Origin of the sequence: Paraburkholderia sp. GAS333 (genome assembly GCF_050435665.1) — a bacterium.
GTDB lineage: Bacteria > Pseudomonadota > Gammaproteobacteria > Burkholderiales > Burkholderiaceae > Paraburkholderia > Paraburkholderia fungorum_A.
The window spans coordinates 392,102-410,042 of record NZ_JBNDKS010000001.1 but is presented as its reverse complement, the minus strand read 5'-3'; the positions used below and the strand labels follow the sequence as shown (position 1 = coordinate 410,042).

Genomic DNA, 17,941 nt, shown 5'->3' with positions numbered 1-17,941 from the left:
CCATTCACGCGCCTGGCGCCCACTCAAAACACTACGGAAGTCACATGGAAATCGGACAATATCAACCGAATCTCGACGGCGACGGACTGCGCATCGGCATCGTCCAGGCGCGTTTTAACGAACCCGTCTGCAACGGCCTCGCCGACTCGTGCATCGAAGAACTCGAACGCCTCGGCGTGACCGGCGAAGACGTGCTGCTGGTCACGGTACCGGGCGCACTGGAAATCCCGCTGGCACTGCAAAAGCTCGCCGAAAGCGCGCAATTCGATGCGCTGATCGCGCTCGGCGCGGTGATTCGCGGCGAGACCTATCACTTCGAACTGGTGTCGAACGAAAGCGGCGCGGGCATTACGCGTATCGGTCTGGACTTCGGCATTCCGGTCGCGAACGCCGTGCTGACCACCGAAAACGACGAACAGGCGGTTGCCCGCATGACCGAAAAGGGTCGTGACGCAGCGCGCGTGGCCGTCGAAATGGCGAACCTCTCGGTCGCGCTCGAACAACTCGGCGGCGACGACGAGGAAGAAGACGAAGAAGAGGACGAAGCATGAAGAGCGCACGCCGACGCTCCCGCGAACTAGCCACGCAGGGGCTTTACCAGTGGCTGCTGTCGGGTTCGCCCGCCAGCGAAATCGAAGCGCAGCTGAGCGGCGCCCAAGGTTTCGACAAGGCCGATCGCGAGCATCTGGACGCGCTTCTGCGCGGCGTGATCCGCGATTCGGACGCGTTGTCCGCCGACATCGCACCGTGCCTGGATCGTCCGATCGAACAACTGTCGCCGGTCGAACGCGCTGTTCTGCTGGTCGCTGCATTCGAACTGAAGAATCACGTCGATATTCCCTATCGCGTAATCATCAACGAAGCAGTCGAGCTGACCAAAACATTCGGCGGCTCGGACGGCTACAAGTACGTCAACGGCGTACTGGACAAGCTGTCCGCGCAATTGCGCGCAGCTGAAACGCAGGCGGCTCGCAAGTCGTAAGCGTCAGGCGCATGACGGGACACCCTGTCATGCGCCTTTTTTGTAGCGAGTCGAACCGCTGGAAAGGACGCCGCGTTGCGCATGTCTGAGCTGGTGCGCGGGGAACCCCGATCAGCCGTAATCGGGCACGCAACGCCGTCCTGCTTTTGCTCTGAACTGGATTTGATCGTATGAACTCCGTGACCGAACCCCTCGTGCGGCTTGCTGCCCGCGTCGACGCCATCCAGCCGTTCTATGTGATGGAACTGGCCAAGGAGGCCGCGCTCCTCGAGCGCGACGGGCGCGACATCATTCACATGGGAATCGGCGAGCCCGATTTCACGGCACCCGAGCCTGTAATCGAGGCTGCGGCAAACGCGCTGCGCCGGGGCGTCACGCAATACACCAATGCGCTCGGCCTGCACGCGCTGCGTGAAGCGATCTCCGCGCATTACGCCGAGTTCTACGGCGTGAACGTCGATCCGGCGCGAATCGTCGTCACCGCGGGTGCATCCGCCGCGTTGTTGCTGGCCTGCGCCGCGCTGGTCGACCGCGACGACGAAGTGCTGATGCCGGACCCGTGCTACCCATGCAACCGTCATTTCGTGATCGCCGCCGAAGGCAAGCCGGTCATGGTGCCGAGCGGCCCGGCCGAACGTTTCCAGCTGACCGCCAGCGACGTCGAGCGCCTCTGGAACGAGCGCACTCGTGGCGTGCTGCTCGCTTCGCCGTCGAACCCGACCGGCACGTCGATCGAGCCAGCCGAACTTGAACGCATCGTCAAGGCGGTGCGGGCGCGTGGCGGCTTCACGATCGTCGACGAGATCTATCAGGGCCTGAGCTACGACGCAAAGCCCGTCTCGGCGCTCTCGTTCGGCGACGACGTGATCACCGTCAACAGTTTCTCGAAGTACTTCAACATGACCGGCTGGCGTCTGGGCTGGCTCGTGGTGCCGCCCGGCATGGTTAGCGCGTTCGAAAAGCTCGCGCAGAACCTGTTCATCTGCGCGTCGGCGCTCGCGCAGCACGCGGCCCTCGCCTGCTTCGAGCCGGAAACCATCGCCATCTATGAAGAGCGGCGGCTCGAGTTCAAGCGCCGCCGCGACTTCATTGCACCGGCTCTGGAATCGCTCGGTTTCTCGGTGCCGGTCATGCCCGACGGCGCGTTCTACGTCTATGCCGATTGCCGTACGGTCGCGCATAAGGCAGCCGGGGACAGCGCCGCGCTCACCAAGGCCATGCTGCACGACGCGGGCGTGGTGCTGGTACCGGGTATGGATTTCGGCACACACGCGCCGAGGGAGTACATCCGCTTGTCGTATGCAACTGCGTATCCGAAGCTGGAAGAGGCAGTGGATCGGCTGGCGAAGCTGTTCGGGCAGCAATAGGCTTACGAACAGCATCACTCCCCAAACGCAAAAAAGGACACTCGAAAGTGTCCTTTTTTGTTGCTGCCGAGTTTTTGCGACGCGCTATCCAGCTCAAGCTGCCAGACCGCCACGTAGTCAGATCAGGCGCCCAGCTCCGAGGCCGACGCCACGTGCTTCGTGGCATTCGCATCGTCCTGATCGGCTGCAGAGGACTTTGCCGGCGCGTTCAGCGCGTGACCGCCGTCGAGCGTCACCTGAACCCGCTTGGCGCTGCTCGCTGCCGCCTGAGCCGTATTGGCCGACGCGGTCAGAACTGGCGTCGGCGACTGCGGTGCGTTGATCGGCACCTTGCGGCCCCGTGCCACGTCGCGCAGACGGCCACGCTCGGCCATCACCTTGGCGCCGTAGCCGCCGTCGTCCTGCGAACTGGAGCCGACGTACAGACGCAAGCCGCCCGGCAGCGAACCGCCGCGTGCGATGCAATCCTTCAGCACCAGCGCGCCCACCTTGATGTTCGCGACCGGTTCGAGCGCCGCGCCTTCACCGCCGAAATACTGGAATTTGTCCGAGTGCACCTTGGACATCACCTGCATCAGGCCTTGCGCGCCGACGCCGCTCTCGGCGTACGGGTTGAAACCCGATTCGATTGCCATCACGGACAGCAGCAGCAGAGGATCGAGGCCGACTTCACGGCCGGTGTCGAACGCGGCCTTCACGAGCTCGCTAACGGGCTCCTGAGCGACGCGATAACGGCGCGCCAGGTACGACGCAACCAGATCCTGCTCGCGGCTCGATACCAGCACGCGATCGTCGCGCGCATCGGCCGAAACGCGTTGGGCCGGGATCAGGCGAGCCAGCGCGGTGACGCTTTGCATGGTGCGCGGATCGAGCCCGTTCAGAGCGGCGACACCCATACCGGCCGAACCGGAATTGTCGATAGCGCTGTCGACGCTGGTGTTGCTGGTGGTGAAGCTGACGTTGGTGCCGGTGACGCCACTGGGAGCGTCGGAATTGCTCGTATTGGCACTGACCGACAGCGACTCGTCAGACGACGACGCGTTTGCCGGCGGACCGAAAGCTGGTAGCGGATTGCCTTGCAGCAAACGCGCAGGGCCAGCTTGCACAGCGGCGGAAATAACCGGCATCAGCTTGGCAGCCAAGGTGCCGCGCAGCGTAGGCATCAGCCAGAGGGTGACGGCCATAACGACCGCAACAGCGCCGACGATGCTAAACAGATGATGACTCACTCGCGTCCCGCGACGCAGCACTCCTCGCACAGCCTGTGCGATACGCTCATCGGGACGCCACGATAACCAGGCGTTCATTCAGATCTCCCATCTTGCATGATCCGCGAACTCCGCCGAATAAAAATGGCGGCACTACATGTTCGAAGAGTCAAGACACCGCGCGCTCTGTCTGGTTAGGGCAGCAACGATGTCGGGAAACGGCAAATACCGTCTGTGGGGAGCCATTCGGGAAGAATGACCCGCTGCATCTCGAAAAATGCAAGCGGTGGCTCCCACGCGAAAAACCAGCGTCAGCGGACGCTGGTGGGGCCCTCAAAAAGGCCGTCAATACCGTCAGTACCGTGCAGGGGGGTCGGTAATCGGTGACGCGTTGCGTCGAAAGGGACCGGGGGCAGTGGTAAAAGGTTCACGCCCTGCAACCAATGTGGACGGATTCTATGCAGGGTTTTATAGATCGTCAACACTATAGAACGGCAAATGTATAACTATTTGTAATAATGAACAGTGTTCAGACCGTGAAGAACGGCTCAGCATGCGCCTTTTGGGGCATCTCAAATTGTCCGTTCGGTCTAGGCCGTTCGGCTAATCTACGTGCGCTATCCAACGCAGGTAAAATCGACAATCGTTCCGGCGCCGTGAAACCTGCTGCGCCCTTCTTTTCCGCCACTTTTTTGCCGCCCAGCCGGCATTGAAGCGGCTCTGAACCGCACCAGATGAAATACAAAGACCTGCGTGATTTTGTCGGCCGTCTCGAGACAATCGGTGAACTGCGCCGTGTCTCGCAAAAAGTCTCACCCAACCTGGAAATGACCGAATTGTGCGACCGCGTTCTGCGCGCCGGCGGTCCGGCTCTGCTGTTTGAGAACAAGGAGGAGCATGCGTTCCCGGTACTCGGCAATCTCTTCGGCACGCCGCGGCGCGTCGCGCTCGGCATGGGTGTCGACGCGCAAGCCGGTGAAGGCGACGGCGCAGCGCTGGAGTCGCTGCGCGATGTCGGCCGACTGCTTTCTGCGTTGAAGGAGCCGGAGCCGCCCAAAGGGCTCAAGGACGCGGGCAAACTGTTCTCGCTGGCGAAGGCGGTTTGGGATATGGCGCCGAAGACGGTGAGCGCGCCGCCCTGCCAGGAAATTGTCTGGGAAGGCAACGATGTCGACCTCGGCAAACTGCCCATTCAGACTTGCTGGCCGGGCGACGTCGGTCCGCTGGTGACATGGGGCCTGACCGTCACAAAAGGTCCGAATAAGACTCGACAGAATTTAGGCATATATCGCCAGCAGTTGATCGGACGTAACAAATTGATCATGCGCTGGCTCGCGCATCGCGGCGGTGCGCTCGATTTTCGCGAATTCGCGCTGCAGAATCCGGGCAAGCCGTATCCGGTAGCCGTGGTGCTGGGCGCCGATCCGGCAACGATTCTCGGCGCGGTCACACCGGTGCCCGACACGTTGTCCGAATATCAGTTCGCCGGGTTGCTGCGCGGCGGTCGCACGGAACTCGCGAAGTGCCTCACGCCCGGCGTCGATGGCTTGCAGGTGCCCGCCCGCGCCGAAATCGTGCTCGAAGGCTTCATCTATCCGCAGGAAGGCACGCCCTCGCCTGCCCCGGCTGGTGCGCCGCCACGTCCGGCCAAGGGCGCGTCGGCGGCTTATGAGCATGCGCTCGAAGGCCCGTACGGCGACCATACCGGCTACTACAACGAACAGGAGTGGTTCCCCGTCTTCACCGTCGAGCGGATCACGATGCGCCGCGACGCGATCTATCACTCGACCTACACCGGCAAACCGCCTGACGAACCCGCCGTGCTGGGCGTCGCGCTGAACGAAGTGTTCGTGCCACTGTTGCAGAAGCAGTTCACCGAGATTACCGACTTCTACCTGCCGCCCGAAGGTTGCAGCTACCGCATGGCGATCGTGCAGATGAAGAAGAGCTACCCCGGCCACGCCAAGCGCGTGATGTTCGGCGTGTGGAGCTTCTTGCGGCAGTTCATGTACACGAAGTTCATCGTCGTGGTCGACGAAGACGTGAATATTCGCGACTGGAAGGAAGTGATCTGGGCGATCACCACGCGCATCGACCCGGTGCGCGACACGGTGCTGGTGGACCGCACGCCGATCGATTATCTCGATTTCGCATCGCCCGTGGCGGGGCTCGGGTCGAAGATGGGACTCGACGCGACCAACAAATGGCCCGGTGAAACCGATCGCGAATGGGGCCGACCGATCGTCATGGACGATGCGGTCAAACAGCGCGTCGATACCTTGTGGAACGAGTTGGGCCTGTAAGGCGAGCCGTACAACAAGACCAATAACAAAACTGATGGAGCAGTTGCACGGATGCACGCCTTTTCAATGATGTCGGATGGTTTTTTTCTGTCGTTGTCGCTGTGTCTGGATATCGGCCTGGTGAACGTGGCCATTATTTCGCTGACGCTGTCGCACGGTTTCAAGCCTGGCTTCTGGCTCGGCCTCGGTTCATGCGTCGGCGATCTGATTTACGCGGCGCTCGCGCTCGCCGGCATGGCTGCGCTGCTGCAATTCGAATCGGTGCGCTGGGTCGTGTGGATCGGCGGGGCGGCGATTCTGCTGTTCCTTACCTGGAAGATGGCGCGTGAGGCGATGTTCCCCGCGTCGGCGCCGGCGGTGGCTGGCGAAGCGGATGCCGCTGCGCCGCATCGGTCCCCGTGGCGCGGATTCTTGCGCGGGGTGCTGCTGGCCGTGTCGTCGCCCTCGGCGATCCTGTGGTTCGCGGCTGTCGGCGGGGCGCTGATCGCCAAAGCCGGCGCGACGAGTCCAACGACGGCGCTGGTGTTTCTCGGCGGCTTCTTCCTCGGCGGGCTGTGCTGGACGCTCTTTATCTGCGGACTCGGCAGTCATGGGCGCAAACGCGCGGGTGCCGGTTTGCTCCGCGGATGTCATGTGTTGTCCGCGCTGCTGTTCGCGTATTTCTCGTATAGCGTGATCGTTAATGGATACCGCGATCTGATTCTTCAGACGGCGCAGGTAGTTGGCTGATAGCTAAGACCAGATAAAAAAACGGCTCGCGGATCAATCCGGCGAGCCGTTTTTCTTTGCCCGGCACCGTTTAGCAGCGCCAAGGCGATGGGATTACGCAAGGTACTGCGCGAGCTTTTCCAGATCGACGTTGCCGCCGCTCACTACCACGCCCACGCGCTTGCCCTTCACCGGCACCACGCCGTTGAGCACGGCCGCAGCAGCCAGACAGCCGGTCGGTTCGACCACAATCTTCATGCGCTGCGCGAAAAAGCGCATGGTTTCGACCAGTTGCGCGTCGCTGACCGTTTCGATCCGCGCGACCAGCTTGCGAATAATCGCGAACGTGTAGTCGCCGAGGTGTGTGGATGCAGCGCCGTCGGCGATCGTACGAGGTGTGTCGATATGCACGATCTCGCCACGCGCCAGCGATTGCTGACCGTCATTGCCCGCCTCCGGCTCGATGCCGATCACCGTGCATTCGGGACTCAAAGCCGCTGCGGACAATGCGCTGCCGCCAATCAATCCGCCGCCGCCAAGGCAAACGACCAGCACGTCGAGCGGACCAGTTTCGTCGATCAGCTCTTTTACCGCCGTGCCCTGCCCGGCAATCACATGCGGATGGTCGTACGGCGGAATCAGCGTCATGCCGCGCTCTTCGGCGAGGCGTCGGCCGATTTCTTCGCGGTTTTCCGTGTAGCGGTCATAGGTAATGACTTCGCCGCCGTACCCTTTCGTCGCGGCGACTTTGGCGGCGGGTGCGTCGTGCGGCATGATGATCGTCGCGTGAATGCCCGCGAGGCGCGCCGACAGCGCAATCGCCTGAGCGTGATTCCCCGACGAATAGGTCAGCACACCCGCCTCGCGCTGCTGCGCGTCGAAGTGCGAGATCGCGTTATAAGCGCCGCGAAATTTGAACGCGCCCATGCGCTGAAAATTTTCGCACTTGAAGAACACCGACGCGCCCGTGCGTTCGTTGAACGTGCTCGAGGTCAGAACGGGGGTGCGGTGAGCGACGCCTTCGAGACGCGCTGCGGCGTCGAGTACGTCGTCGAAAGTGGGAGCGGGAAGCACTTGCACGGCGGGATTCTCCAAAGCGTTGGCGAAACAGCCATTCTCCCAGCTTCACTGGTGCTTTGGAACGTTACTCGTACGCCGGGCGCCATCCCTGAGCAATGACGCCCTATTAAAATCGAAACGTAAAAACAACAACGGCGTAACCCGGCATTCAAGCCGGCGTTACGCCTTCAACACATCTTTCAGAAAGGGCTATGCAATTAGCGGCGATAGTAGCCGTGGCCGTATCCGTGACCGCCGTAATAACCGCGATAGTAGCCATGGTGATAATACGGACGGCCATAACCGCCGTAATACCCGCCCACGACGACTGCCGGCGGCGGAGCATACACGACAGGCGGTGCATAGACCGGCGGCGGCGGCGCGTAATAGACCGGCGGAGGCGCGGCATAAACCGGATAAGCCGGCGCGACCGGAATTCCGATACCGATCCCTACGGAAACATGCGCCTCGGCGGCACCGGCGACTCCCAAGCCGAGTGCTGCGGCAACGACAAACGGAACGATCTTTTTCACTTCTATTCTCCTAGCGCGGCCCACCAAGGTCGCCGACTTCGCATGCCTTGCATGCTATGAATTCAATGTATCGAAAAAGGCCGGGACCATCTGTTCGCATTTGTTGCAAATTGCAATTAGCCACATCGGGCTCCCTTTCTCTTTGCTGCGACATTGTCAAAAATTGGGGGGCACCCATTGGAAAATCAAGGGTTTAGCGGATCTAACGCAGGCGATTCTTTTACTTCACACAATTACAGGCTTTACACGCGCACTTTTCAGTAATCTTTGATTACAAATTCGCTTCAATCCTGACGATGCGAATGAAAAATCCAATAAAAAATGCCCGGCGAAATCTCGCCGGGCATTCTCACCACCGTCCGCTATCGGTTCAGCCGACTTTCACGTAAGCAAATTCGCGCGACACGTTCGGCGGGACATACGCGCCGCTGATCCGCACTCGCGGCGTCAATCGTTTCTTCTGATCCCACCAGCGACGGCGCTGTGCATGTGTCAGGAACCGCAAGTGCTTTCGGTAAGAAAAAATACTCATGTGAACCTCCCGAATCTGACTGCGAAACGAATTTACCCAGAAACAGCAACTGCAAAGCCGGCTTTCGGATGAAACGTCAGTAGAAGAAACGTCAGTAGAACGTGTTCAGAAGATTGTGAGCAGTTTCCAGGCCTACGAGTGCCGCGCCGCCAGATACCTGCCCGCAGCCGCCATATCGCCTGCAAATTGATCAGAGGAAATCGCGTGCCGTGACGCTGCCTGTTGCCGGATGCGCGATACTTCTGCATTCCCGTTCATCGGATATTCCGTCTGGAGCCGGTAATCATGTCCCAGTCCCCTTTGCCGCGCCTCGGTTTTATCGGCGCCGGGCGGCTCGCGCGGTGTCTTGCGCTGAGCTTTTCACGCGCCGGTTACCCGGTCACCGCCGTCGCGAGCCGCTCGGCGGCCTCGGCCAGCCGGCTTGCCAGTCAAATCGGGCATTGCGTGGCATTCGACGATCCACAACAGGTCGTCGACGCCGCTGATGTAGTGTTTTTAGCCGTTCCCGACGACAGCATCGGTACGTCAGCGCACACACTGCGGTTCGGCCCGGACGCCGCTGCGCACGAGCACGGCAAGGCGCTGGTGCACTGCAGTGGCGCGTCGCCGGTCGAACTGCTGGCGCCGGCTCGCGATCAGGGTGTTTCAATCGGTGGTTTCCATCCACTTTACCTGTTTAGCGGCGACCTCGCCGACCTCGACCGAATCGCCGGTTGCTCGGTGACGATCGAGGCCGACGGCGCGTTGAAAGACACGCTGACAGCGCTGGCCACGGCGCTGCGCTGCCATCCGCTGTCGATTCCGGCGGGCGGCCGCATGCTGTATCACGCCGCCGCGCACTATGCCGCAAGTTTCGCGCTGTGCAGCCTGGCCGAATGCGTCGCGTTATGGCGCACACTGGGTTTCGCCGAAGACGACGCGTTGCGCGCGCTGCTGCCGATGCTTTCCGGCACCATCGAAACCGCCCGCGACAAGGGTTTGCCCAACGCGCTGGCGGGTCCGGTGTCACGCGGCGACACAGGCGTGGTCGAAAAACAGTTGACGCTGCTGGAAGGCCTCGGCGGCGATCACGCGGCGCTGTACGGTTTGCTGACCCGCCGCGCGGTCGCACTCGCGGAACGTCGCGCGACACCGCCCTCGGCGATCGGCTCGATCGCGGAAGTGGTGGAAGATTCGCTCGCGCGCGCTCTGAATCAGGCTGCGGCAGGTGCAAGCGTCAAGTAAGCCGTGATAATGTGACGTCCGGCGCCGCGCGAGAATCCGCTGGCGCCGCGCTTCGGGACCAACAGACGAGAACGCACAATGATCAAGGTCAGCATCCTTTATCCGTATCGGGAAAACGGCCACTTCGACGTGGACTATTACTGCGTCACGCATATGCCGCTCGCGGCGAAGCTGTTCGGGCCGTCGCTGAAGGGCTGGTCGGTCGATGTCGGCATCAACGCCGGGCCGCCGGGAACACCGCCGCCTTACGTGGCCGCGGGCCACTTTCTGTTCGATAGCGCAGACGATTTCTACAAGGTGTTCAAGCCGGCGGCCGAGCAACTGACCGCCGATATCCCCAATTACACCGACGGCGGCAACGGAACGATCCTGATCAGCGAGATCAAGATTTCCGTGTGATGTCGCGCGGACAGAAGTGAAAATTCCGGCATGTAATTCAGTTAGCCGCTGACCGGGCCGCACCCCGCTTAGGCGGGACGGCGCGGCGGCCGGCTGATCGAGACGTCGTGTGACGCGCCTTTTCCCGGAAAAGGCGCACGTAACTCAAATGAAACCGCCGGCGCGCACCGATCGGTCACGCCGGCATCCCGCGGCCGGTCGACGGCCGTCATCAGAAGCATAAGGACACGAGATGTTTGGCGATATCGCCCGCTTTCTGCTCAATACCGTTTTCACGCTGTTCGGCGCGGCGCTGCTGCTGCGCGCCTGGCTCCAGGTGGTGCGTATGCCACCGTACAACCCGGTGACGAACGCCGTCCTGCAAGCCACGAACTGGATCGTGCTGCCGCTGCGGCGGATTTTGCCGAGCACCAAGAACATCGACTGGGCGAGCATTGTCGCGGCGTTGCTCGCGGCAATCGTCTATGTCGTGCTGATGGTGATGCTGACCGGCGCCGACCCACGGGCGCTTCTGCCGACGCTGATGATCGTCGCGGTGCTGACGGTCATTAAATGGGCGCTGAATCTGATTATCTGGATGACGATCCTGATGGCGCTGCTGTCATGGCTCAACCCGCGTTCGCCGGCCATGCCGATTCTTTATCAACTGACCGCGCCGTTCCTGAACCCGCTGCGCCGCGTAGTGCCGCAATTGGGCGGCATCGATCTGTCGCCGATTCTGCTGTTCGTGATCGTGCAGGTGCTGCTGATGGTGGTGACGCGCGCCGCTGTTCAACTGACCTACTTCGTGATCTGACGACACTGATCGATGCGTCTGCGGGAAAGCGGCGGGCGGCGTAGTTTGCGCTGTTCGCCCTTTCCCGAGTAGAATCGTGCGTTCTGCGGGCGTCGTATAATGGTAATACCCTAGCTTCCCAAGCTAGAGCCGTGGGTTCGATTCCCATCGCCCGCTCCAGTAACGCTTCCAGCCTCGGCCAATTGAGATTCTTCGGCGGGGTTTGCGAAAGTCGCTGTGCAGATCCCTCCGCTGTCGCCACATTCGCCGCTCCCGCTTTGCTGTACCGGGAAAACCGGCTCGTCGTGCATGTTGCGCGTCCATCTCAAAACAAAACGCCCGTCTGCATCGCTGCAACTGAAAACCGGCGATTAATCCGCAAAAAAACTGGCCAGGATTAGAGAAACGCGACCATTTCCGCCACGCTCCGCGCGGTTGTCCGTCTGGACGCACCCTTTTCGATTGTGCTACCTTACGCGCACTTGCAATGTCCGCTCCACCTTCCGCTGAATCTTGAGCGGATCCAGCATGAGCCGCCTCCATGAAGGCGGCTTTTTTGTAGTGGCGGCGGCCCGGCATAGCGAGTCGCGAGCAAGATGGCCCTGATCGGGTGAATCAACAACCCGATTGACAGCCCGGCCGCACCCACGCGAGCAGGCCGCATCCGGCACCACGCCACGCAAGCCGCAAAGCCCTCACTCATAGCAGCATCGACGATGATCCACGATCCAAACGACACCGGCCTGCCGGACGAACTTCCCGCGCCCTCCAGCGAAGCCGCTGACCAACCCGCCGCCGACGACGCCCCGCAAGGCGATGCCCTCCACCACCGTCGCATCCGCAGCTTCGTCACGCGCGCTGGCCGCGTATCGACCGGCCAGCGCCGCGCGATGGACGAACTCGGCCCCCGTTACGTCGTGCCCTACACGCCGGAGCAGCCCGACTGGAACACGGTGTTCGGCCGCCAGGCGCCCCGCGTGCTGGAAATCGGCTTCGGCATGGGTGCGACCACCGCTGAAATCGCAGGGCACCGTCCCGACGACGACTTTCTGGGCGTCGAAGTCCACGAACCGGGCGTCGGCGCGCTGCTGAAGCTGATGGGCGAGCAGTCGCTGTCGAACATCCGCATCATTCAGCACGACGCGGTCGAAGTGCTCGAACAGATGATCGCGCCGGACAGCCTCGACGGTGTGCACATTTTCTTCCCGGACCCGTGGCACAAGGCGCGCCACCACAAGCGCCGGCTGATCCAGCCGAAGTTCGTCGCGCTGCTGGTGTCGCGTCTGAAGCCGGGTGCGTATTTGCACTGTGCGACCGACTGGCAGAACTACGCCGAGCAGATGCTCGAAGTGCTGGGCGCCGACCCCGCGCTCGACAACACGGCTGACGGCTATGCGCCGCGCCCGGAATATCGTCCGGTGACGAAGTTCGAGCGACGCGGACTGCGGCTCGGCCACGGCGTGTGGGATCTGGTGTTCCGCAAACGCGCGGCGGCATAAGAACGCGCGCGCATCGGCGAATTGATCGCCGGAAGCAAAAAGGTCCGCTAATGCGGACCTTTTTTCATGGTGCGAAAAATCAGAGAGAAGGCCTCAATCGGCCCAGCTCAACGCGCCGCTGTAGCCAACCAGCAGGATCAACAGGCCAAAGCCGATGCGATACCACGCGAACACGGTGAAATCGTGCGACGCGATATACCGCAGCAACCAGCGCACGCAGATAAACGCGCTGACGAACGCCGCCACGAAACCGAGCGCGAAACTGCCGAGCGCGTCGGCGGAAAGCAGGTGCCAGTCTTTGTAAAGCTCGTAAGCGGTCGCGCCGAAGATGATCGGAATTGCGAGAAAGAACGAAAACTCGGTGGCGACCCGCCGCTCGAGTCCGAACAGCATCCCGCCGATAATAGTCGCGCCCGAGCGCGAGGTGCCCGGCACCAGCGCGAAACACTGGGCTAGGCCGACTTTGAGCGCGTCCAGCGGGCTCAGGTCGTCGACGTTGGTCACGCGCGCTTCGGTCTTGCCGCGCGCCCGCTGACGGGCCTCCGCCCACAAAATCACCACGCCGCCGACCACCAGCGCGAGCGCGACCGGCACCGGCGAAAACAGCGCCGCCTTGATGTTTTTTTCGAACAGCAGGCCGAGCACGATGGCCGGAATCGTCGCGATGATGACGTTCAGCGTGAAGCGCCGCGCTTCCGGTCTGGTCGGCAGGCCGATCAGCACCGTGCCGATGCGCCGCCGGAATTCCCAGCACACGGCGAGAATCGCGCCGAGCTGGATAACGACATCGAAAGTTTTTGCGTGCTGGTCGGTGAAATTCAGCAAACTCCCGACCACGATCAGGTGCCCGGTGCTCGACACCGGCAGAAATTCCGTCAGCCCTTCGACGACACCCAGAATCAGCGCCTTGCAAGCCAGTAGCCAGTCCATCCGTGACCCCATCGCGGTAGATTTGTCGGAAACGATCAGGGGTCGACACTCCAGGCGCGGCCCCGACGGCCGCGCACCACGTCATTTTTCGACGATTTGCACGCGTATGCCGTTTGTAAGGATTGTGATTGTACCGGGTTCGTAATTAACTCCGGCAAATTGAAGCTGTTCTGGCTTGAATGTGTAGATCGGGTAGTTGGTCAGCAGCTGCTGCGCGAGCACGGCGGCCGCCGCGTTGATCTGCTGCGTGTAGGCCTGCGCCTCGCCAGTCACGCTGACGTTATCGACATTCGGCGACCTCAGCACGATCGATTTGCTGGTCGCGTCGTACGCGAGTTCGCTCGACAGCGTGAACACGCCGTCGACCGGTTGCGGCATGAACGGGCTCGCAAAACGTGCGTCGAGCTTCACCGACACCCGGTTCGTATCGGGCAGAAAACCCACCACGGGATTCGTCAGCGCGACATTGAACACCTGCGAAACCGTGCGCTGATACGGGAATTTGCGCTGTACCGCGTCCTGCACCTGCTGATGCGAGAACGTGTAGTCCTTAGGAATAAACGGGAACATCGGCGTCGCACATGCCGCGAGCGAGGCGGTAATGCCGAGCGCGCTAAAACTTGTCAGCGCGGCGCGCAGAAAGCGGCGCCGGGTCGGCGCTGCGGGTCGAGTCATGCGGAATCTCCAGTGGAAGATGTTTCGGGCATGCGGTTGCGTTGGGTCATGTCGTTGCGGCGTCGCGTGGTTATGTCGTCGTGAGTGAGTGAATGAATAAGCGCACGCGGCGGCGACAGGTCGATGCGACTCGCGTTACTGGCCGGCTGCGACTTGTCCGGATTGCGGCCGAGTCATCACTTCCAGCTGCGTCAGCCACGCGAGCGCTTCCGTACGGTTCGAGCCGCACATCTCCGTCTGCGGTTGCAGGCCGGAACAGCACGCCGGCCGCTCCGGCTGGCCGAAAATCGCGCAGCGCAGATCGTCGCCGAGTTGCACGCAGCGCACGCCCGCCGGCTTGCCGTGCGGCATGCCCGGAATCGGACTCGAAATCGACGGCGCGATACAGCACGCGCCGCAATCGGGGCGGCACGCGTGATCGGCGGAATCGAATGGAGACGCGCGCTTCGTCACGCGATTCAGGACGCCCTCGGGCACACCCTGTGAACCGCTTTGAATACCGCTTTGGACAACATCACTCACGACATTTTTCCTGAACTCGAAAACAGGCAACGCATTGCCAGACCGGCATTGTGCCATCGCCTGCCTGGCTGATTTTTTGTGCGACCTTTTTACACAATCCGGCCAGCCGCCGCTCACTTAAACTCGAAAGCTCCGAAAGGCCATGTTCAAGAGACGTCTGCGCTGTTCGATCGGGTCCGGGCGATGCCGCCTGCTCTCGCCTCTTCCTCGGTGGCCGACTCATTCGAGCCACTCATGACCACCGCCAACACGCTATTTCGCCCCGACTTGCTCGCCAAGTACAACGCGAACGGTCCACGGTATACGTCCTATCCGACAGCGCTGCAGTTCCGCGAAACCTTCGACCCCGCCGATTATTTACGCGCCGCCGCCGACCCGGGCGAGTACGCAACCGACCTCTCGCTGTACTTCCACATTCCGTTTTGCGACACCGTGTGCTTCTACTGCGGTTGCAACAAGGTCGCCACGAAAAACCGCGCGCACGCGCGTCCGTACCTCGACCGGCTGAAGCGTGAAATGGCGTTGCAGGCCGCATGTTTCGACACACAGCGTCCGGTATCGCAATTGCATTGGGGCGGCGGCACGCCCACTTTTTTGTCGCACGATGAAATGGCCGAATTGATGGCCGCCACGCGCGAGCACTTCACGCTGCTGCCCGACGACGACGCCGAATATTCGATCGAAGTCGATCCGCGCGAAGCGTCGCCCGACACGATTGCGCATTTGCGCGAGTTGGGCTTCAACCGTTTGAGCCTAGGCGTGCAGGACTTCGATCCGGTCGTGCAGAAGGCGATCAACCGTATTCAGCCGCTCGAAATGACGACCTCGGTGATGCAGGCCGCACGCGACACGCACTTTCATTCGATCGGCGTCGACCTGATTTACGGACTGCCGCATCAAACGGTCGACAGCTTCACGCGCACACTCGACACAATGATCGAACTCGCGCCTGATCGTCTGTCGGTATTCGCGTATGCGCACATGCCGCAGCTCTTCAAGATGCAGCGTCAGATGGACCCGGCAACGCTGCCCTCGCCCACCGAACGGCTTGCGCTGCTGCAACGAGTGGTCGAACGTCTGACGGACGCGGGTTATGTGTACATCGGCATGGATCACTTCGCGCTGCCCACCGACGAACTCGCGCGTGCGCAGGCACAGCGCACGTTGCATCGCAATTTTCAGGGCTATAGCACGCGAGCCGAATGCGATCTGATCGGCTTCGGTGCATCGTCGATCGGCAAGGTCGGCGACGTGTACGCGCAAAATGCAAAGGACCTGCCCGCCTACGCCGACGCAATCGACTCGGGGCGCCTCGCGATCACACGCGGCGTGCGTCTTACCGCCGACGACCGTCTGCGCCGCGACGTCATCACGCAACTCATGTGCAACCTGGAATTGCGCTTCGATGAATTCGAAGCCGCGTATGGCATCCACTTCGCCGACACGTTCGCGCCGGAACTGGAGCGCCTGCGCAGCTTCGAGGACGACGGCCTGGTGTCGATTGGCTTCGGCCGTCTCGACGTGCTGATGGCCGGACGCATGCTCGTGCGCAACATCGCGATGGTGTTCGACCGCTACCTCGGACGGCAGACGCTCGAACGGTTTTCCCGTACGGTTTGACCGCTTCGACGGGCCCGAAGCAAAAGACCGGGGCAACTGGCTTGCCCGTCGCCGAATTTTCGGCCATAATCTGCGTCTTCGCTGCGCGCCGTGTTCTAGCGCGTACGCTGCAGGACCTGCCCAGGTGGTGAAATTGGTAGACGCAGGGGACTCAAAATCCCCCGCCGCAAGGCGTGCCGGTTCGATTCCGGCCCTGGGCACCATCAAAAATCTTTCGGACCTTCAACTATCCGGAAGACATCGCAAAATCCCTTCGCATCAAAAAATCTCAGTGGATGTCGCCGGCACCGCTCATGCAAGCCGCCGCACGTGATGAGATTTCCGTCGCCACGACTTCATCGACGGTGAAAAATATCGCGCGACGCAAAGCAGATAAATGATCATCGACGCGACCGTATAAGACACAAACCTCGCTGAGAAAAACAGCAACACCACGGCAACCGCGCCCAGAAGCATCTCCACTTTCAGACCTATCGCCGAAAGCCGCCCGGCTCGCGGCTCGAAAGCGCTCCCCAGCAGAATCAGCAGCGGGATCAGCGCCAGCACCATGTGGATCGATTCGAGTACCGGATACACCATCAACATCGTCATGCAGATGAGCGCGTAGTCCATCCGGCTGTCGCGATGGCGGCGAATTACCAGATACGCGGAAAACAGGCACACGGCCAGCACGAACACCGCGGAAATAATCGCGAGCATGCCGTCGGAGACCGGCATGCCGGCATTCGTCGACAGCGTCTGCAACGCGCCTCGCAACGAGTTGTTGCTCGGCGCGCCGCCCCCGCCCATCGCCATGGTCATGCCGTTCAGACGCGCCATGTCCGACATGAAGTAGTGCCACAAAACGCGCGAGCCCAACTGCGCAGCGGTAAGCAACGTCAGCACCGTGGACACGACGATCGTCACGATCACCACGCGCCATTCGCGGCGCAACAGCAGCAAGCCGGCGACCGCAACGGGCGTCAGTTTGATCGCGATCGCGAAGCCGAGAAAGAGACCGGCGGCATAGCGATTGCCTCGCTCGATCAGGAAAAACGTGGCGACCAGCAGAAAGAACAGCAATTCGTTCGACTGGCCGTCGTAGGTATCTTCGATCAGCGGAAAGCTCAGCAGCGCGATCGCAACCAGCAACACGCCGACACCGCGTTCGGTGCCACGGTAGGCCATTTTCACGAGCATCCACAGCCCGCCTGCAAACAGCAGGACCGATCCGCAGAACCAGACAAGTTTGGCGGCCAGCGGCGTCAGCAACGACAGGGGCGAGAAGAACAGCGCGAACTGCGGCGGGTACGCGTAGAACACGTCGTCGCCCGTGGAGCGCGCGCCGATCTGCTGCAGGAACGTCACGAGGCTGTCGTGATCGTAGAGGCTCGCCGGGTCGTCCAGCACAGCGTTGAATGCGTAGAGATAGAGGTTGAAATCGCTGAACGCATCGGCCGGATTCGCGCGGAACTTCGCGACGATGTGCACGACGTGCAGCGCGAGGCAGGCCACCGCGACCAGAAGCAGCAGCACGGCGCCCGCACTGAGGCTCAATCCCGACTTCGCGCGCACGGCGCTTGCATTGAACATGACGTCCCCTTGTTCGGTACACAGGATAAAACG

At 61.7% G+C, this 17,941-nt stretch carries 18 protein-coding genes and 2 tRNA genes; 12 read left to right on the top strand and 8 right to left on the bottom strand.

The features are described 5' to 3' along the window. Positions 1-44: 44 nt before the first annotated feature. The 3 genes from ribH (at position 45) to ABH945_RS01855 (ending at position 2,349) form a co-directional block, all read left to right on the top strand. Complete coding sequence (ribH, locus tag ABH945_RS01865) at positions 45-551, top strand: 6,7-dimethyl-8-ribityllumazine synthase (RefSeq protein ID WP_074765265.1); 507 nt, start codon at positions 45-47, stop codon at positions 549-551. Then, complete coding sequence (gene nusB / locus ABH945_RS01860; RefSeq protein WP_074765267.1) at positions 548-982, top strand: transcription antitermination factor NusB; 435 nt, start codon at positions 548-550, stop codon at positions 980-982. Before ribH ends, nusB begins: the two co-directional genes overlap by 4 nt. 170 nt (positions 983-1,152) lie before the next feature. Next, positions 1,153-2,349 (top strand): pyridoxal phosphate-dependent aminotransferase, encoded by a 1,197-nt coding sequence (locus ABH945_RS01855; RefSeq protein ID WP_429249543.1) that lies wholly within the window; start codon positions 1,153-1,155, stop codon positions 2,347-2,349. Positions 2,350-2,471: 122 nt separating this feature from the next. Here ABH945_RS01855 and ABH945_RS01850 read toward each other — a convergent pair whose 3' ends face one another. Next, complete coding sequence (locus ABH945_RS01850; protein ID WP_429249542.1) at positions 2,472-3,656, bottom strand: transglycosylase SLT domain-containing protein; 1,185 nt, start codon at positions 3,654-3,656, stop codon at positions 2,472-2,474. A gap of 635 nt (positions 3,657-4,291) precedes the next feature. Here ABH945_RS01850 and ABH945_RS01845 point away from each other — a divergent pair. Both ABH945_RS01845 and ABH945_RS01840 read left to right on the top strand, forming a co-directional pair. Next, positions 4,292-5,860 (top strand): UbiD family decarboxylase, encoded by a 1,569-nt coding sequence (locus tag ABH945_RS01845; protein WP_429249541.1) that lies wholly within the window; start codon positions 4,292-4,294, stop codon positions 5,858-5,860. A 51-nt stretch (positions 5,861-5,911) separates the two neighbouring features. After that, positions 5,912-6,589 carry a LysE family translocator gene (locus ABH945_RS01840; protein ID WP_074765275.1) on the top strand — a complete coding sequence of 226 codons (678 nt, stop codon included), beginning with the start codon at positions 5,912-5,914 and terminating at the stop codon, positions 6,587-6,589. Positions 6,590-6,682: 93 nt separating this feature from the next. Here the strand turns inward: ABH945_RS01840 and ABH945_RS01835 are convergent, their stop codons facing one another. The 3 genes from ABH945_RS01835 to ABH945_RS01825 form a co-directional block, all read right to left on the bottom strand. Continuing rightward, positions 6,683-7,648, bottom strand: a complete 966-nt coding sequence (locus ABH945_RS01835; protein ID WP_429249540.1) for a threo-3-hydroxy-L-aspartate ammonia-lyase — start codon at positions 7,646-7,648, stop codon at positions 6,683-6,685. 197 nt (positions 7,649-7,845) lie between these two features. Further along, on the bottom strand, positions 7,846-8,160 hold the full coding sequence (locus ABH945_RS01830) for a hypothetical protein (protein ID WP_074765277.1): 315 nt from the start codon (positions 8,158-8,160) through the stop codon (positions 7,846-7,848). 370 nt (positions 8,161-8,530) lie between these two features. Then, positions 8,531-8,692 (bottom strand): hypothetical protein, encoded by a 162-nt coding sequence (locus ABH945_RS01825; protein ID WP_171910228.1) that lies wholly within the window; start codon positions 8,690-8,692, stop codon positions 8,531-8,533. 285 nt (positions 8,693-8,977) lie between these two features. Here ABH945_RS01825 and ABH945_RS01820 point away from each other — a divergent pair, with 285 nt between their 5' ends. From ABH945_RS01820 to trmB, 5 genes are all read left to right on the top strand, one after another. Beyond that, positions 8,978-9,916: a Rossmann-like and DUF2520 domain-containing protein gene (locus ABH945_RS01820; protein ID WP_429249539.1), complete on the top strand. Its 939-nt coding sequence runs from the start codon at positions 8,978-8,980 to the stop codon at positions 9,914-9,916. Between the two features lie 78 nt (positions 9,917-9,994). Further along, entirely contained in the window at positions 9,995-10,315 is a 321-nt protein-coding gene (locus ABH945_RS01815; RefSeq protein ID WP_074765282.1) for an EthD family reductase, read from the top strand. Between the two features lie 232 nt (positions 10,316-10,547). Further along, positions 10,548-11,111, top strand: coding sequence for a YggT family protein (locus tag ABH945_RS01810; protein ID WP_429249538.1), 564 nt, complete (start codon positions 10,548-10,550; stop codon positions 11,109-11,111). Positions 11,112-11,196: 85 nt separating this feature from the next. Beyond that, positions 11,197-11,270, top strand: a tRNA-Gly gene (locus ABH945_RS01805). 536 nt (positions 11,271-11,806) lie between these two features. Beyond that, positions 11,807-12,589 carry a tRNA (guanosine(46)-N7)-methyltransferase TrmB gene (gene trmB, locus ABH945_RS01800; protein ID WP_429249537.1) on the top strand — a complete coding sequence of 261 codons (783 nt, stop codon included), beginning with the start codon at positions 11,807-11,809 and terminating at the stop codon, positions 12,587-12,589. A 93-nt stretch (positions 12,590-12,682) separates the two neighbouring features. On the opposite strand, the gene ABH945_RS01795 is transcribed toward trmB, so the two are convergent. From ABH945_RS01795 to ABH945_RS01785, 3 genes are all read right to left on the bottom strand, one after another. Then, entirely contained in the window at positions 12,683-13,519 is an 837-nt protein-coding gene (locus ABH945_RS01795) for an undecaprenyl-diphosphate phosphatase (protein WP_074765287.1), read from the bottom strand. An 81-nt stretch (positions 13,520-13,600) separates the two neighbouring features. Next, on the bottom strand, positions 13,601-14,194 hold the full coding sequence (locus ABH945_RS01790; protein WP_074765289.1) for a DUF1439 domain-containing protein: 594 nt from the start codon (positions 14,192-14,194) through the stop codon (positions 13,601-13,603). Positions 14,195-14,329: 135 nt separating this feature from the next. Continuing rightward, complete coding sequence (locus tag ABH945_RS01785) at positions 14,330-14,647, bottom strand: YkgJ family cysteine cluster protein (protein ID WP_083379992.1); 318 nt, start codon at positions 14,645-14,647, stop codon at positions 14,330-14,332. Positions 14,648-14,950: 303 nt separating this feature from the next. Between ABH945_RS01785 and hemN the strand changes: the two genes are divergently transcribed. Then, on the top strand, positions 14,951-16,336 hold the full coding sequence (gene hemN, locus ABH945_RS01780) for an oxygen-independent coproporphyrinogen III oxidase (protein ID WP_429249536.1): 1,386 nt from the start codon (positions 14,951-14,953) through the stop codon (positions 16,334-16,336). A 118-nt stretch (positions 16,337-16,454) separates the two neighbouring features. Further along, positions 16,455-16,539: transfer RNA gene (locus tag ABH945_RS01775), tRNA-Leu, on the top strand. An 88-nt stretch (positions 16,540-16,627) separates the two neighbouring features. Here ABH945_RS01775 and ABH945_RS01770 read toward each other — a convergent pair. After that, complete coding sequence (locus tag ABH945_RS01770) at positions 16,628-17,908, bottom strand: glycosyltransferase family 87 protein (protein WP_429249535.1); 1,281 nt, start codon at positions 17,906-17,908, stop codon at positions 16,628-16,630. Positions 17,909-17,941: the final 33 nt, after the last annotated feature.

Bases quoted from the DNA above. Each gene is read 5' to 3' on its own strand.
- ribH (WP_074765265.1), top strand. From the start codon at position 45: ATGGAAATCGGACAATATCAACCGAATCTCGACGGCGACGGACTGCGC.
- nusB (WP_074765267.1), top strand. From the start codon at position 548: ATGAAGAGCGCACGCCGACGCTCCCGCGAACTAGCCACGCAGGGGCTT.
- ABH945_RS01855 (WP_429249543.1), top strand. From the start codon at position 1,153: ATGAACTCCGTGACCGAACCCCTCGTGCGGCTTGCTGCCCGCGTCGAC.
- ABH945_RS01850 (WP_429249542.1), bottom strand. From the start codon at position 3,656: ATGAACGCCTGGTTATCGTGGCGTCCCGATGAGCGTATCGCACAGGCT.
- ABH945_RS01845 (WP_429249541.1), top strand. From the start codon at position 4,292: ATGAAATACAAAGACCTGCGTGATTTTGTCGGCCGTCTCGAGACAATC.
- ABH945_RS01840 (WP_074765275.1), top strand. From the start codon at position 5,912: ATGCACGCCTTTTCAATGATGTCGGATGGTTTTTTTCTGTCGTTGTCG.
- ABH945_RS01825 (WP_171910228.1), bottom strand. From the start codon at position 8,692: ATGAGTATTTTTTCTTACCGAAAGCACTTGCGGTTCCTGACACATGCA.
- ABH945_RS01820 (WP_429249539.1), top strand. From the start codon at position 8,978: ATGTCCCAGTCCCCTTTGCCGCGCCTCGGTTTTATCGGCGCCGGGCGG.
- ABH945_RS01815 (WP_074765282.1), top strand. From the start codon at position 9,995: ATGATCAAGGTCAGCATCCTTTATCCGTATCGGGAAAACGGCCACTTC.
- ABH945_RS01810 (WP_429249538.1), top strand. From the start codon at position 10,548: ATGTTTGGCGATATCGCCCGCTTTCTGCTCAATACCGTTTTCACGCTG.
- trmB (WP_429249537.1), top strand. From the start codon at position 11,807: ATGATCCACGATCCAAACGACACCGGCCTGCCGGACGAACTTCCCGCG.
- ABH945_RS01795 (WP_074765287.1), bottom strand. From the start codon at position 13,519: ATGGACTGGCTACTGGCTTGCAAGGCGCTGATTCTGGGTGTCGTCGAA.
- ABH945_RS01790 (WP_074765289.1), bottom strand. From the start codon at position 14,194: ATGACTCGACCCGCAGCGCCGACCCGGCGCCGCTTTCTGCGCGCCGCG.
- hemN (WP_429249536.1), top strand. From the start codon at position 14,951: ATGACCACCGCCAACACGCTATTTCGCCCCGACTTGCTCGCCAAGTAC.
- ABH945_RS01770 (WP_429249535.1), bottom strand. From the start codon at position 17,908: ATGTTCAATGCAAGCGCCGTGCGCGCGAAGTCGGGATTGAGCCTCAGT.